This window comes from Acinetobacter tandoii (genome assembly GCF_008867985.1).
Classification (GTDB): Bacteria; Pseudomonadota; Gammaproteobacteria; order Pseudomonadales; family Moraxellaceae; genus Acinetobacter; species Acinetobacter tandoii.
The window spans coordinates 24,053-40,247 of record NZ_VXLD01000006.1 but is presented as its reverse complement, the minus strand read 5'-3'; the positions used below and the strand labels follow the sequence as shown (position 1 = coordinate 40,247).

At 41.1% G+C, this 16,195-nt stretch carries 12 protein-coding genes; 7 read left to right on the top strand and 5 right to left on the bottom strand.

Annotated features, from left to right (window positions below):
* Positions 1 to 42 precede the first annotated feature (42 nt).
* The 4 genes from F4W09_RS10410 to F4W09_RS10395 form a co-directional block, all read right to left on the bottom strand.
* Positions 43 to 561, bottom strand: a complete 519-nt coding sequence (locus F4W09_RS10410; protein ID WP_016166219.1) for a hypothetical protein — start codon at positions 559 to 561, stop codon at positions 43 to 45.
* 910 nt (positions 562 to 1,471) lie between these two features.
* Positions 1,472 to 2,488 (bottom strand): ketol-acid reductoisomerase, encoded by a 1,017-nt coding sequence (ilvC, locus tag F4W09_RS10405; protein ID WP_151504753.1) that lies wholly within the window; start codon positions 2,486 to 2,488, stop codon positions 1,472 to 1,474.
* 105 nt (positions 2,489 to 2,593) lie between these two features.
* On the bottom strand, positions 2,594 to 3,085 hold the full coding sequence (gene ilvN, locus F4W09_RS10400; RefSeq protein ID WP_004697653.1) for an acetolactate synthase small subunit: 492 nt from the start codon (positions 3,083 to 3,085) through the stop codon (positions 2,594 to 2,596).
* Complete coding sequence (locus tag F4W09_RS10395) at positions 3,082 to 4,809, bottom strand: acetolactate synthase 3 large subunit (RefSeq protein WP_044739040.1); 1,728 nt, start codon at positions 4,807 to 4,809, stop codon at positions 3,082 to 3,084. The genes ilvN and F4W09_RS10395 overlap by 4 nt, the downstream gene beginning before the upstream one ends.
* 627 nt (positions 4,810 to 5,436) lie before the next feature.
* Between F4W09_RS10395 and F4W09_RS10390 the strand changes: the two genes are divergently transcribed.
* The 7 genes from F4W09_RS10390 to F4W09_RS10360 all read left to right on the top strand — a co-directional run bounded on the left by F4W09_RS10390 (position 5,437) and on the right by F4W09_RS10360 (position 15,245).
* Complete coding sequence (locus F4W09_RS10390) at positions 5,437 to 5,838, top strand: DUF4124 domain-containing protein (RefSeq protein WP_151504752.1); 402 nt, start codon at positions 5,437 to 5,439, stop codon at positions 5,836 to 5,838.
* A gap of 121 nt (positions 5,839 to 5,959) precedes the next feature.
* Entirely contained in the window at positions 5,960 to 8,581 is a 2,622-nt protein-coding gene (leuS, locus tag F4W09_RS10385) for a leucine--tRNA ligase (RefSeq protein ID WP_151504751.1), read from the top strand.
* 193 nt (positions 8,582 to 8,774) lie between these two features.
* Positions 8,775 to 9,299 carry an LPS-assembly lipoprotein LptE gene (locus F4W09_RS10380; protein ID WP_016166224.1) on the top strand — a complete coding sequence of 175 codons (525 nt, stop codon included), beginning with the start codon at positions 8,775 to 8,777 and terminating at the stop codon, positions 9,297 to 9,299.
* A gap of 5 nt (positions 9,300 to 9,304) precedes the next feature.
* On the top strand, positions 9,305 to 10,291 hold the full coding sequence (holA, locus tag F4W09_RS10375) for a DNA polymerase III subunit delta (RefSeq protein WP_044739042.1): 987 nt from the start codon (positions 9,305 to 9,307) through the stop codon (positions 10,289 to 10,291).
* A 203-nt stretch (positions 10,292 to 10,494) separates the two neighbouring features.
* Entirely contained in the window at positions 10,495 to 11,835 is a 1,341-nt protein-coding gene (locus F4W09_RS10370) for a MacA family efflux pump subunit (RefSeq protein WP_151504750.1), read from the top strand.
* 2 nt (positions 11,836 to 11,837) lie between these two features.
* Complete coding sequence (locus tag F4W09_RS10365) at positions 11,838 to 13,829, top strand: MacB family efflux pump subunit (RefSeq protein WP_151504749.1); 1,992 nt, start codon at positions 11,838 to 11,840, stop codon at positions 13,827 to 13,829.
* Positions 13,830 to 13,838: 9 nt separating this feature from the next.
* Entirely contained in the window at positions 13,839 to 15,245 is a 1,407-nt protein-coding gene (locus F4W09_RS10360) for an efflux transporter outer membrane subunit (protein ID WP_151504748.1), read from the top strand.
* Between the two features lie 59 nt (positions 15,246 to 15,304).
* On the opposite strand, the gene F4W09_RS10355 is transcribed toward F4W09_RS10360, so the two are convergent.
* Positions 15,305 to 16,108, bottom strand: a complete 804-nt coding sequence (locus F4W09_RS10355; RefSeq protein WP_151504747.1) for an enoyl-ACP reductase FabI — start codon at positions 16,106 to 16,108, stop codon at positions 15,305 to 15,307.
* Positions 16,109 to 16,195: the final 87 nt, after the last annotated feature.

Here is a 16,195-nt window from a genome sequence, read left to right as displayed (position 1 = left end):
TGGTGCATGTTACGCACATACACCACTATTCCCTATTTTTATTTAGAATGCAACAGCTACTTTATAAGTCCCTTTATAGGTACCCCAATGTGCCATGTCAGACACTGCACTTACAGTTTCAGCTTTTACTGTAAATGTTCTAGTTGATGAGGTATAAGGAAGTACTGCTCCAGTGTAATTGAATAAACCAAGTTTAGTATCAACATTCACTGGAATTTTTTGTGAAGCATCTATTTCATTATCTAAAGTAGATGGTTTAGTGATGTTGAGGCTGTATGGTGCATTTGCACGGACATCGAAACCAGATTGTCCACTCCATTTACCACCTACAAGATTTTTTTGCATTACGATTTTTGATTTATCGATGTCTAAGTCGCAGTGTTTTTCAACAAATAATTCTATATCAATTTTACCATCACATTTGGTACCACATCCGTCACGACCTGGATGATGATATCCACCATCACCACCTTTTGCACCCTCCTCTCCATCTGCTAAAACTACTGTCGAACACATACCTAAAATTAATGCTGCCAATGCAGTTTGCACTTGTAATTTCATGGCCCTATCTCCCAGTTCCTTTTTCTTTAGGAAAGATTATAAATTATTTAAAAATAGCAACTTACACAGGATCACTTGTTATTCTTGAGCCTTTTCCGTAAGTGCATAGTTATCATATTCAATTTCAAAAGGAGCAACTTATATCGTGTAAGTTCACGTGAATATTATTATTTTTGGTCTAATTTAGAATACAAATTAACATGGCTGTTTTTCAGTTAAATATAAAAAAATGGTGATATTAGTTTTTCTTATTATCTAAAATATTTAAAGTAAACTTTTATAATATAAAAAAACAAGTTATTGATTAATAAAAACTTTATATAATCTTACAATTTACACAATATTACAAAACCCTACCATATACTTACAAAATAATTCATTTTCATGAATCAAATCACATTTTTTATAAGAAACAATAATTAAGATGCAAAATATACCAATAAAAAGATAAATTACACAAATTCCAATATTTATGCTAACAAAGCAAAATCACCAATTATTTAATTAATCTTACAAATCAAATTATTAGTTTTAACATTGAATTTACACATAATATGTTCGATATTTTTACCAATATCAGATGAAAAACTAAACATCACCTTAAAGATGCAATTTGTTTACCTATCACTTGTAATTTTCATTATTTATAAGCTTGTATAGTTCTTCTGGTTTAAATTATTAGAATGAATTTAATTCAGCTAAGCATTCAGATAAAAAAGCCTGCCAAAATACAGGTTATATTACCTATCGATCATTCGATGGTAGAACATTGGCTTTTTATTTTTTATGTTTTTTCTATTTAAATTTGAGATAAAAGCTCTGCTTTAAACAAACTACGAGGTAAACAACAACTACCCACAATAAAAAACCCTTGTAAAAACAAGGGTTTTTTAAAAGATTAAACTAAATCTTAGTTTTTCTCTTTATCAACAATCTTGTTTGCTTGAATCCAAGGCATCATGGCACGCAACTTAGCACCTGTTACTTCGATACCATGTGCAGCATTTTGACGACGACGTGCAGTCATTGATGGGTAGTTCAATGCACCTTCATTAATGAACATCTTCGCGTATTCGCCAGATTGGATACGTTTAAGTGCATTACGCATTGCTTCACGAGACTGTTCGTTAATAATTTCAACGCCAGTTACATATTCGCCATATTCAGCGTTGTTAGACACTGAATAGTTCATGTCCGCGATACCGCCTTCAAACATTAAGTCAACGATTAACTTAAGTTCATGCAAGCATTCGAAGTAAGCCATTTCTGGAGCATAACCTGCTTCAACCAAAGTTTCGAAGCCCATTTTAACCAATTCAACTGCACCACCACAAAGAACTGCTTGCTCACCGAATAAGTCAGTTTCAGTTTCTTCACGGAATGAAGTTTCGATAATACCTGTACGGCCACCACCTACGCCTGAAGCGTAAGAAAGCGCTACATTACGTGCGTTACCAGAAGCATCTTGATGAATCGCGATAAGATCTGGAACACCTGAACCACGTTGGTATTCTGAACGTACAGTGTGACCAGGTGCCTTTGGAGCAACCATGATTACGTCCAAGTCAGCACGTGGAACAACTTGGTTATAAAGTACAGAGAAACCATGAGCAAATGCTAAAGTCGCGCCTTGTTTAATGTTTGGTTCAATCACGTCACGATAAAGTTGAGATTGGAACTCATCTGGAGTCAAAATCATCACAACATCAGCTTGTGCTACGGCAGCAGGAACTTCAGCAACTTTAAGACCTGAATTTTCAGCTTTTTTCCAAGAAGTAGAACCTGCACGTAAACCTACAGTTACGTCTACGCCAGAGTCTTTAAGGTTAAGCGCATGCGCGTGACCTTGTGAACCGTAACCAATGATCGCTACTTTCTTAGATTGGATGATAGATAAGTCGCAGTCTTTATCGTAAAAAATTTGCATTGCTGTCTCCGCTAAAATGCTTGATATTCTGTAATTCCATCAAGAGATTTGTTTTTGATGAAATCCTCCTCTTTTCTCAAAAGGAGGTTGAATCGTGTTAAATAATTAAATGGTTAAAACTTTTTCGCCACGCGCGATGCCTGAAACACCTGAGCGTACAACTTCAAGAATGGTGTTCTCAGCTAGAGCATCAATAAAACCATCAATTTTTTCAGTTGTACCCGCGATTTGAATGGTATAAGTCGTTGGGGTGACATCAACGATTTGCGCACGGAAAATATCCGCAGTTCGTTTGATTTCAGCACGCGCAGAACCGAGTGATTTGACTTTAATCAACATCAACTCACGTTCAATATGAGCACCTTCAGACAGATCAACCACTTTCACCACTTCAACCAATTTGTTGAGCTGCTTGGTGATTTGTTCAATTTTATGGTCATCACCATAAGTCGTTAAAGTCAAACGCGATAAAGTCGGATCTTCAGTTGGTGCAACGTTTAAAGTCTCAATGTTATAACCACGTTGAGAGAATAAACCCACCAAACGAGAAAGCGCACCAGCTTCATTTTCTACGAGTACAGAGATAATATGTCTCATGACGTGCGCTCCCCTTTACCTAACCACATATCTTTCATCGACTGGCCTGCAATAAGCATTGGATAAACATGCTCGGTACGGTCAACCATGACATTAATGAATACACATTTGTCGTTAATCGCCATCGCTTCTGCAAGCTTGGATTCAAGCTCATCTGCGTGGTCAATTTGAATACCAACGTGACCGTAAGCTTCCATAAGTTTGGCAAAGTCAGGCAATGACTCTACATAAGAACTTGAGTGACGGCCTTCATAGTTCATGTCTTGCCATTGTTTTACCATACCTAAAGCACGGTTATTCAAGCAGAGAATTTTTACATTTAAGCCATATTGCTTACAGGTAGAAAGTTCTTGAATACACATCTGAATTGATGCTTCACCCGTAATACACACCACTTGTTGGTCTGGGAAGGCAAGCTTCGCTGCCATTGCATATGGCAAGCCTACGCCCATGGTGCCTAAACCACCCGAATTGATCCATTGACGTGGACGGGTGTATTTATAATAAAGCGCACCAAACATTTGATGCTGACCAACGTCTGAAGTAATGATTGCCTGACTATTGGTAATTTTATCTAAAGCCTCAACCACTTGTTGTGGCTTCATTGAACCGTCAGTTGGTTTGTCGTAATTCAAACCATGTACTTTGCGCCACTCATTGATTTGCGACCACCAAGCTGCAATTGCTTCAGGGTTTGGCTTAGACACATTCATTTGTTTAAGCTGTGCCAACATTTCCTGCAGGACTGGTTCTACCGCACCCACAATTGGAATATGCGCAATAATGGTTTTTGAAATCGTCGCAGGATCGATATCAATATGAATGACTTTGGCATTCGGACAGAATTTTGCAGGGTTATTGGTTACGCGGTCATCAAAGCGCGCACCAACACACAAAATCACATCCGCATTGTGCATGGTCATATTGGCTTCATACGTACCATGCATGCCCAACATACCGATGAATTGCTCATCATTCCCAGGGAAAGCGCCTAAGCCCATTAAAGTATTGGTCACTGGATAGCCCAGTAAATGTGCCAATTCAGTTAATAAAGCAGATGCATTACCTTGAACAACACCACCACCTGTATAAATGACAGGACGTTTTGCATTGATCAGCTCATCAATCGCTTTACGAATTTGACCAGAGTGACCACGATGCGGTGGTTGATAAGAACGCATCTTCACTTTTTCTGGGTATTCGTAGGCAAACTTTTCTGCTGGGTTGGTTGCATCTTTCGGAATATCAACGACAACTGGGCCTGGACGACCAGAAGCTGCAATATAGAATGCTTTTTTAATAATTGCGGGAATTTCACTCGCATGACGCACTTGGAAACTATGTTTCACGATTGGACGTGAAATACCAACCATATCTGTTTCTTGGAATGCATCTTCCCCAATTAAATGCGAAGCCACCTGACCAGACAAAATCACCATTGGGATTGAGTCCATATAAGCAGTTGCAATTGGAGTGACTGTGTTCGTTGCGCCTGGACCAGAAGTAACCAGCACTACACCTGTTTTACCTGTAACGCGTGAGTAAGCATCTGCCATATGACCAGCAGCTTGTTCATGGCGCACGAGATAATGATTGATTTTGTCTTGTTGAAAAAGCGCATCGTAAATGTGTAAAACTGCGCCGCCTGGGTATCCAAAAACATGTTCAACGCCTTCGTCCGCTAATGCGCGAACAAGCATTTCACCACCAGATAAAAGTTCCAACGTGATTCACCCTAATCTTTTATCACCGCTTGATGGGAGACATCAGCAGTGTTCATTCATTAATTGTCTGCACTGTTATAGCACACATATTTCATAGTTTTCATGGCAATAGGAAAAAAATCCGATCCGTTTGCTGTTTAAGCAATATGGGATCTAAAACATGTTGGGATAAACATATTTTTATTTGCTTTGTTCACCATCTCGGCTAGAAATGACGCCCACTGCATGACATGACACTTCTTCGAAGGGTGATCGAGAGAAGGCATATAAAACTAAAGACAGCATTTTTCTTGTTTAACTCTTTATTGTCAAGTTGAAAAATCAGCTTTTTTTTGATTATTTACAGACCGTGTGTTTTTTAGACAAAAAAAGCTTTTTTGTGCGCTCAATCAAGCATTCAAGAAATTATGTAAAATCTTTATTAAATCTCATCTATCTCTATAATTTTTCGAGATTAAATGAGGACATTTTTAAACTATTTAGTGCTGGAGACGCTTGTTCAAATGAAAAATCGACCTATACTATTTTGAACACTTCATATTCTGTTCTAGAATCTATAAATTGACTTTTTTATGGCAATTTCATAGAGAGAACTTTTCGCAGAAAAATCAAACAGGACGAAATCTTATGTCATTTCCATTTCATTTGATCAGCGGTGTAGCGCTCTCTTGTGCCTTGTTATATTCGAGTACATCCCTTTGGGCTAAAGATTATTACAAATGGGTGGATGCAAATGGTTCGACCCATTACACCACCACTCCTCCACCGAAAAATGCACAAAAAAAAGGGAAAATTCAGACTTATGGCTGGAACAATTCCACTCCTACAGCTAGCCGCAACAATAATCTTCCTTTAGAAGCACAGCAAAATAACTCGACGATGCCTGCAGATACTGCAACTGCATCCAAACCTGTACCAAACGTGAATGATGATGCTACCAGAGCACCTGTTTCTGCTGCGCCAGCTCCTAGTGAAATAAAAGCAATTCCTGCACCTAGACCAAATGGAAAAAAATACCCAGCTGAATAAAATCAGCTTTTACGAAATAGTTTAATTTTTCTTACGGTTCAGCCTGCGCAAAATTCACATTTAGGTGCATTTTGCGCTATGCTGTGCAGCAAACTTTTAACCGTTGTTCTTTAATACGTTTATGACTACTCATATTGACCCTGAATATCAAGCTAGTGCGATTGAACCCACCGTCCAACAAGACTGGGAAAATCGTAAAGTTTTTAAAGTTGCCGACACTGTAGAAGGTCCTCGTCGTTACATTCTGTCGATGTTCCCTTACCCAAGTGGCAAGCTGCATATGGGTCATGTGCGTAACTATACCATTGGCGACGTCATTAGCCGTTTCCACCGTTTAAAAGGTGAAACTGTATTACAACCTATGGGTTGGGATGCATTCGGTTTACCTGCTGAAAATGCAGCAATTGCCCATAAAGTTGCTCCGGCAAAATGGACATTTGAAAACATCGCTTATATGCGTGACCAATTAAAAAAATTAGGTCTATCTGTAGACTGGGATCGCGAATTCGCAACTTGTACACCAGAGTATTATCACTGGGAACAATGGTTATTTGTTCAGCTTTATAAAAAAGGGCTCATTTACCGTAAGCTCTCTACCGTGAACTGGGATCCGGTTGATCAAACTGTTTTAGCCAATGAACAGGTTGAAAATGGTCGTGGCTGGCGTTCAGGTGCATTGGTTGAAAAGCGTGATATTCCAATGTACTACTTCCGTATTACGGACTATGCACAAGAATTATTAGACGATTTAGATACCTTAAAAGATGGTTGGCCACAACAAGTATTAACCATGCAGCGCAACTGGATTGGTCGTTCTACGGGCATGGAAATTACTTTCCCATCTGCCAATACCGAAATTTATGCTGATGGCTTAACTGTTTATACAACACGTGCTGACACGCTAATGGGCGTGACATATGTTGCCGTTGCAGCAGAACACCCTCTTGCGCTTAAAGCTGCTGAAAACACCCCTGAATTGGCTGCATTTATTGAAGAGTGCCGCATGGGTTCAGTTGCAGAAGCAGACTTGGCAACAGCCGAGAAAAAAGGCATGGCAACAGGCTTGTTTGTAAAACACCCTGTAACTGGTGAACAGCTTCCTGTCTGGATCGCAAACTACGTATTAATGTCTTATGGTTCTGGCGCAGTAATGGCTGTACCAGCGCATGACGAACGTGATTTTGAATTTGCTAACAAGTTTAACTTGTCAATCAAGCAAGTGATTGATGCTAAAGGCGCTGACGATGCAGACTACTCTGCAACTGAGTGGCAAGAATGGTACGGTTCTAAAGAAGGTAAACTTGTTAACTCTGGCGAGTTTGACGGTTTAGAATTCCAAGCTGCGTTTGACGCATTCCTTGCCAAATTAGAACCACAAGGTTTAGCAAACTCTAAAGTTCAATTCCGTTTACGTGACTGGGGTGTTTCTCGTCAACGTTACTGGGGTTGTCCAATTCCAATGATTAACTGTGATACTTGTGGTCAAGTCACAGTTCCAGAAGATCAACTTCCAGTTGTATTACCAACAGACGTTGTTCCAGATGGTTCAGGTAACCCGCTTAATAAAATGCCTGAGTTCTATGAAACGAAATGTCCTTGCTGTGGTGGCGATGCACGCCGTGAAACAGATACCTTGGATACATTCGTAGAGTCATCTTGGTACTACGCACGCTATGCGTCTCCAGACTTCACTGGCGGTATGGTGAAACCTGAAGCTGCTCAAAACTGGCTTCCTGTAAACCAATACATTGGTGGTGTTGAACACGCGATTCTTCACTTACTTTATGCACGTTTCTTCCACAAATTAATGCGTGATGAAGGCGTTGTACAAGGTAATGAACCATTTACTAACTTGTTAACTCAAGGCATGGTGCTTGCAGATACCTTCTATCGTGAAGCAGAAAATGGTAAGAAAACTTGGTTCAACCCAGCTGATATTGAACTAGAACGTGACGAGAAAGGTCGTATTCTTTCTGCAAAATATTCAGGTGACGGCCAAGAAGTAATTATCGGCGGACAAGAAAAAATGTCTAAGTCGAAAAATAACGGTATTGACCCACAAGCAATTATTGACCAATACGGCGCAGACACAGCACGTGTATTCATGATGTTCGCTGCTCCACCAGATCAATCTTTAGAATGGTCTGATGCAGGTGTTGAAGGTGCAAACCGTTTCTTGAAACGTGTATGGCGCCTTGTAGCGAGCTTCCTTGAAAAGGGCAACCAAGCTTCTACGATTGATGCTGCTAACTTGTCTAAAGATGCTCAAGATTTACGTCGTAAAACTCACGAAACTATTCAAAAAGTAAGTGATGATATTGAACGTCGTCATGCATTTAATACTGCCATTGCTGCTTTAATGGAGTTATTAAATGCGAGCAACAAGTTTGAAGCAAAAGATGACAATGACATTGCTGTAGAACGTGAAGCAATCACAACACTGTTAACTTTACTCGAACCGTTTGCACCGCATTTAAGCCAAACTTTATTGGCTCAATTTGGTACAGATGTTACGGCAGCAACATTCCCTGTAGTTGATGCTTCTGCGTTAACACGTAATACGCAAACGATTGTTGTACAGGTGAATGGTAAACTTCGCGGTAAACTTGAAGTTTCTGTTGATATTTCTAAAGATGAATTATTGGCATTGGCAAAAGCTCTACCAGAAGTTCAACAATTCTTAACTGGTCCAACCAAGAAAGAAATTGTAGTTCCAAATAAATTAGTAAATTTAGTGGTTTAAAGCCTTAAAGCCTCCCTTTTATAAAGGGAGGTTTGGAGGAATTTTATTAGAAAATCTCCCCTAACCCCTCTTTCAAAAAGAGGGGGAAACGAAAGGAATAAACAAAGCCCGTTGCCAGTCAACGGGCTTTGCACATACAATCACGTCATATTATTTTTTCTTTTTCTTAAAAAGAGTAAACAGAGGAAAACCCATGCATTTAGGCAAACGTTTCGCAACTCTTATTTTAACTTGCGGTCTAGGTGCAGGTTTGGTGGGCTGTGGTTTTCATTTAAAAGGAACTCAACCTTCTGCGAATCCAGTAGCATATGCACAAATGAGTTTATCTTTGCCTAAAGATACAGAGGAATTAGAAGAAAAATTATCAATTTATTTAGGGGCTGCCAATGTTCAGCTCAGTAATAGCCCCAATGCTTACCGTTTACATGTGTACAGTTATACACCTGTGCGCCAAGAGCTTCGCGGTAAACTGATCGAAACCCTACTGCGTTTAAATGTCACCTTCCGTATTGAAGATGCTCAAGGCAATCCTGTGACTGAAATGCGTACCGTCACGGCATCACGTAGTTATCAATATAACTTGGAAACGGTTAATACCGATGATCAAGAAGAAAAATTCTTAAAAGATGTCCTTGTTGATGATGTTGCTCAACAAATTGTGCGCCAAATTTCATCGAACCGTTTACCTAAAGTTACTAGCACAACAACACAACCTTAATTGTTATGAAACTCGACTATTTGCAGGCCCTTAAACGCATTCCTGAAGCACGTGGTGCATGGGTGCTGCATGGTCAAGAACCCCTCCTCGAACAGAATCTACTCGATGCTTTTCGTAAAAGTTGGCAAGAACAAAATATTGAACGTCAGCGCTATGACATGTCGAATGTGAGTGACTGGAAAACGGTGTTCAATGCCTTGAACAGTCTGTCTTTATTTTCGACACAACTCGCGATTGAGGTACATGGCAATATCAAACCCGATGCCAATGGCATTAAATTATTGACCCAATATCTACAACATAATGAACAAAATTTGTTGTTGATTGTGATGCCAAAGCAGGACAGCAGCAGCTTAAAATCTGGCTTTTTTAAAGTGATTGATGCTAATGGCGTGAACGTCAGCTTGACTGCTCATTATCCACAAGATCGACAACGAATTTTGGCTGTTGAAGCTGAAAAACTCGGTATTCAATTGGTCAGCAATGCATGGCAATGGCTTGAACAGCATCACGAGCATAATTTACTGGCGGCAAAAAACAGTCTAATGCGGGTGCGAGATACCTTTCCTGATTTAGCGCAAATTGGTATCGAACAACTGCTTGCCTGCCTACAAGATCAGTCACGTTATACGACCTTTGACTTAAGTGATGCAGTACTTGAAGGTAATTTTGCTCAAGCCGTGAAGATTTACCAATATCTGTTGGCTTCAGGTGAACCGATGAGCTTGTTGCTGTGGAGCATCAGTAAGGAAATGCGTCTTTTGATGCAGCTTTTTGAGCAACCACAAAATGCACTACAACTCGGGATTTGGAAAACCAAAGTGAGCCTTTATCAACAAGCCTTACGCCGACTCAATCCGAAACAGTTTCTCACTTGGCCTACACTTTTATTAAGAATAGATGCATCAATTAAAGGTTTGAGTCAGGAAAACCCTGAACAACTGACTCTACAAGCAATTGCGCTGCTTTGCGGACGTCAGCTATTTCATTGATCTTGCTTTTTTGAGTGCGTTAACCTGTAGCAATTACGTCAGAAAATTGGAATGTTTTGCAGCATACTGATGAGTATGTTGACGAATTTTGATTTTAAAAATTACAAAAGAATAATTATCATTTACAAATTGATAGAAAATCCACGATTTATCCGCATTTCACTTTTATACTATGCATGATTATTTTTTACTCCCTCACTCCTATGCCAAAAATAAAATTTTTTAGAATTATTATCGCCCTGCTCTGTATCGCTTTACTCGCGTATTTGGCTTGGAGTTATTTCAAACCGAAACAAGAACAACCGCAATATATTACCGAAAGCGTGACACGCGGTGATCTTGAAAATACGGTATTGGCAACAGGCACTTTAGATGCCACCAAATTGGTGAGTGTCGGTGCACAGGTGTCAGGTCAAGTACAAAAAATGTATGTACAGCTAGGTGATGAAGTCAAACAAGGGCAGTTGATTGCACAAATTGATTCCACCACACAAGAAAATAGCTTTAAAACAGCCGAAGCCAACATCAAAAATTTAGAAGCTCAACGCTTGCAACAAGAAGCCAATCTCAATGAGGCGCAACTAGCTTATAAGCGTCAACAACAAATGTTTGCACAGGATGCAACGTCTAAAGCGGAACTCGAATCTGCGGAAGCGAGCTTTAAAACTGCACAAGCGCAAATTAAAGCCATTAATGCACAAATTGAATCTGCAAAAGTCACCAAGTCTACGGCACAGACCAATATCGGTTATACCCGTATTGTGGCGCCGACTGACGGAACGGTGGTTGCGATTGTGACTGAAGAAGGTCAAACGGTGAATGCAAATCAAAGTGCACCAACCATTGTCAAAATTGCAAAATTACAAAATATGACCATTAAAGCGCAGGTCAGTGAAGCGGACATTATGAAAGTCGAAAAAGGACAACAAGTCTATTTCACGACTTTGGGTGATGACAGCAAACGTTATGCCACCCTACGTCAGATTGAACCTGCACCCGATTCAATTAGTAGCGAGAGCAGTACCAGCACTTCAAGTTCATCAAGTACCGCAATCTATTACAACGCTTTATTTGATGTACCCAATAATGATGGCAAACTACGTATCGATATGACGGCACAAGTCTATATCGTGCTCGATTCTGCACAGAATGCACTGCTACTTCCCTCTTCAGCAATCTCCAATCGCCCTGTAAATAGTAAGCAAAATAGCGCTACAAAAGCACAAGCGGCATCGAGTGCTCAAAGTAGCTCAAAGACCGATCATCCACAAAGTCCTCGACTTGAACGCCTTAATTTAACTGCTGCCCAACAACAACTGATTAAAGATGGTAAAGCAAACTTAAGTGTGGTCCGCGTATTACAGGCAGATGGTTCAGCCCAACCCAAACAAGTACTGATTGGGATTAATAACCGTGTGAATGCACAAGTTTTGGCGGGGCTAAAAGAAGGTGATCAAGTCGTGATTGCAGACAGTTCAGATACCTCCGCAGCCACAGCCAACAGCAGCAATAAACGTCGTAATGGTCCACCAATGGGAATGTAAGCATGACAAAAAAAGCCTTGCTTGAAGTCAGCAATTTGGTGCGAGAGTTTCCTGCTGGTGAAAGTACTGTTCAAATTCTCAAAGGGATTGATCTGACCATTTACGAAGGCGAACTGGTTGCGATTGTTGGTCAATCTGGTTCGGGTAAATCCACCTTGATGAATATTCTCGGTTGTCTGGATCGTCCTACCTCTGGCAGCTATTTAGTCAAAGGCAGAGAAACTGGACAACTCGAACCCGATCAACTGGCTGAATTACGTCGAGAGTATTTCGGATTCATTTTCCAGCGTTACCATTTACTGGGTGATTTAACGGCTGAAGGGAATGTTGAAGTTCCTGCCATTTATGCAGGCACTACACCCTATGCGCGCAAGCAACGAGCCACTGCTTTACTCACGGAACTCGGACTGGGCAATAAAACCCAAAACCGACCAAGTCAACTTTCAGGCGGACAGCAACAGCGGGTATCTATTGCACGTGCGCTGATGAATGGTGGCGATGTCATTCTTGCCGATGAACCAACAGGTGCTTTGGACTCACACAGTGGTGTTGAAGTCATGCGAATTTTGCGTGAATTAAATGCTGCTGGACATACCATTATTCTAGTGACACATGACATGCAGGTGGCTAAAAATGCCAGCCGCATTATTGAAATCAGTGATGGACAAATTATTGCAGATCGTGTCAATCAGCCAGAACATGATTCTGAGCTACATACTGACCCTGATGCAGAAACTGCCATTTCGGCACATCAAGAAAAAAATAAAAGTGTTTCTGCATGGCGCTCTCTACTTGATCGCCTAGGTGAAGCATTCCGTATGGCTATCTTGTCCATGAATGCGCATCGTATGCGAACTTTTTTGACTATGCTCGGGATTATTATCGGGATTGCCTCGGTTGTGACTGTAGTCGCATTAGGCAATGGCTCTCAAAAGCAGATCCTGAGTAATATTAGCAGCTTAGGAACAAACACCATTACCGTCTTCCAAGGGCGTGGCTTCGGTGACAACTCCAAAATGGCCAACTTTAAAACACTGGTTCCTGCTGATGCGGAAGCGCTTGCCACCCAACCGTATGTCAGTGCCGTCAGTCCAATGGTGAGTTCATCGAAAACCATTCGCTACCAACAAAATGAAGCCAATGCCACCATTAACGGTGTCGGGGGGGATTATTTCACTGTTAAAGGCCTTACTTTCAAAAATGGACAAACCTTTGATCAACGTAGTATCCGTGATCGTACTCAAGATGTCGTCATTGACACCAATACCCAAAAGCAATTTTTTAGTGATGGTACTAGTCCGATAGGACAAGTCATTTTACTCGGCAGTGTACCTGGACGGATTATTGGTGTCGTAGAGCCCCAAACCAGTGCAATGGGTTCCGATGACACCCTAAACGTATATATGCCTTACACCACTGTCATGAGCCGTATGCTAGGTCAGACAAATGTGCGTAATATCATTGTACAAATCAATGATCAATACTCCACCAGTGCGGCTGAAAATGCAATTGTGAACTTATTGACCTTGCGCCATGGTCAACAAGATATCTTTACCATGAACAGTGACAGTATTCGTCAAACCATTGAAAAGACTACCAGTACCATGACCTTGTTGGTCTCTGCAATTGCCGTGATTTCATTGGTGGTTGGTGGAATTGGGGTAATGAATATCATGTTGGTTTCGGTCACCGAACGGACGCAAGAAATTGGCGTACGCATGGCGGTGGGTGCTCGGCAAAGTGATATTTTGCAACAATTCTTGATTGAAGCCATTTTGGTCTGCCTGATTGGTGGGGTTTTAGGCGTGTTGCTGTCTCTTGGTCTAGGACAAATCATTCAAAAATTTGCAGGTGGTAATTTTGGGGTTGCCTATTCCACCACCTCGATTATTGCCGCATTTGTGTGCTCGACGTTAATTGGTGTGGTGTTTGGTTTCTTACCTGCAAAAAATGCCGCCAAACTCGACCCTGTTGCAGCGCTTGCTAGAGAATAAGGACAAATTATGCAGTTTTCATTTACACGCCTGTGTACGGCAATGCTACTTGGTAGTACTTTAGTGGGTTGTGCTGCTGTGGTTAAAACACCTTATCAAGCACCCAGTGTGCAAACACCTGCTCAGTTCCAATATGGTCATGTAACTACACAACAACGACAGCAAGCCATCTATGCTGATCAATGGTGGACCTTATTTGGTGATACGCAACTGAATCAATTAATTGATGAAGTCTTAGCAAAAAATACCGACTTGGCTGTTGCGGGTATCACATTAAAACAAGCACGCTTACAAGCAGACTTAAGCGCGAATCAGCAAAAACCTCGCGTAAATTCTACAGTATCTACTGGACATCAATTCGACTTAAATTCAGGCGATGACAGCTCCAAAGGACTATCTTTAGGTGCAGGGTTGAGTTATGAATTAGATTTATTTGGCAAATTGGCACGTCAAACCGAAGCTAAAAAATGGGAGGCACTGGCAACTGAACAGGATTTGCAAGCTACAGCACAAAGCCTGATTGGCACCACAGCCAAACTGTATTGGCAATTGGCTTATTATCATGAAAGTCTCAGCACCGCACAGCAAAGTCTTGCGACGTCGCAAAAGCTGTATGATTTAGTCAAAGTACAATATCAAGCGGGTTCTGTTTCTGGTTTGGAATTGACCCAAGCTGAACAATCAGTACAAAGTCAAAAAGCCAGTCTCAGTCAAATTCAGCAAAGCTTAGTCGAAACTCGTACTGCGCTTGCGGTACTGCTGCATATGCCTATCCAACAATTGAATATTCAAGAACCACAACGTTTGCCACAACTGGCTTTGCCAACTATTGCAGCAGGCTTACCTGCCGATATTTTGTCACGTCGTCCAGATTTAAAAGCGGCTGAGCTGCGTTTACGTGAGAGTTTAGCCACTAAAGATGCTACTACGGCAAGCTATTATCCTTCCATTAGTTTGACGGGAAATCTTGGCTCAAGCAGCACCTCTTTAACTCAACTGCTACGTAACCCTGCCCTGACCTTGGGTGCCAGTTTAAGCCTGCCATTTTTGCAATATAACGATATGAAAAAAGATATCGCGATTAGCCAATTAGACTATGAAAAAGCCATTGTGCAATATCGTCAAAGCTTATATCAGGCATTTGGCGATGTTGAAAATGCCTTGTCAGCACGCAGTGAGTTGGATCAGCAGGTCAAGCTACAACAGCGTAATTTAGAACTGGCAGAAAAAGCAGAGCGCTTAACCGATGTACGTTATCGTTACGGTGCGGTCGCCTTGAAGAATTTGCTGGATCAACAAGAAACTACGCGTAGCGCTCGTTTGACCTTGGTTAACACCAAACAAAATCAATACAATGCTTATGTCACGCTGATGCAGGCTTTAGGTGGGAGTCCTATTCAACAATTACCTAAATAAATGAAATTTAAAGACGTAAAAAACGGCACTTCAAGTGCCGTTTTTTATCGCCGAAGCAATCAGTCATCACCCATCATATCTGGGCTCATACCGACAGTATTGAAACCAGCATCTACATACATGATTTCGCCTGTAATCCCATTTGCCCAAGGTGAGCAAAGGAACAATGCAGCATTACCCACATCTTCAATGGTCACATTGCGTTTGAGTGGTGAAATTGTTTCATTCGCGTCTAACATCTTACGGAATGATTTAATGCCTGAAGCCGCTAAAGTACGGATTGGGCCCGCTGAAATTGCATTAACGCGAATACCTTCAGCACCCAAGCTAGACGCCAAGTAGCGTACGCCCGCTTCTAAAGACGCTTTTGCCATCCCCATCACGTTGTAGTTCGGCATAACTCGCTCAGAACCTTGGTAAGTCAGAGTCAATAAACAACCTTGACGAGCCAATAACAATGGTTTTGCTGCACGCGCCATTGCAATAAAGCTATACGCACTGATGTCATGCGCAACGCGGAAACCTTCACGATCTGTAACATCAGTAAAGTCACCATCTAAAGTATGCGCTGGCGCAAAACCGATAGAGTGAACTACACCATCTAGACCATCCCAGTGTTTTGCCAATTCAACAAATGCTTGGTCAATTTCTGCATCCACAGCAACATCACAAGGAAACACCAATGTTGAGCCAAATTGCGCTGCAAATTCATCAACACGTTTTTTGAGTTTCTCATTTGGATAGGTAAATGCCAATTCTGCACCTTCACGATGCAATGCTTGAGCAATACCAAATGCAATCGACAACTTACTTGCAATACCCGCAATCAGAAAGCGTTTTCCCGCTAGTAGTCCTTGTGACATGTGAATCTCACTTAAAATAATTTAGGATGAATAATGCCAAGTCTGGCATCAGAACAAAATTGCAAAATGCGCCTTTTTTCAGTAAAT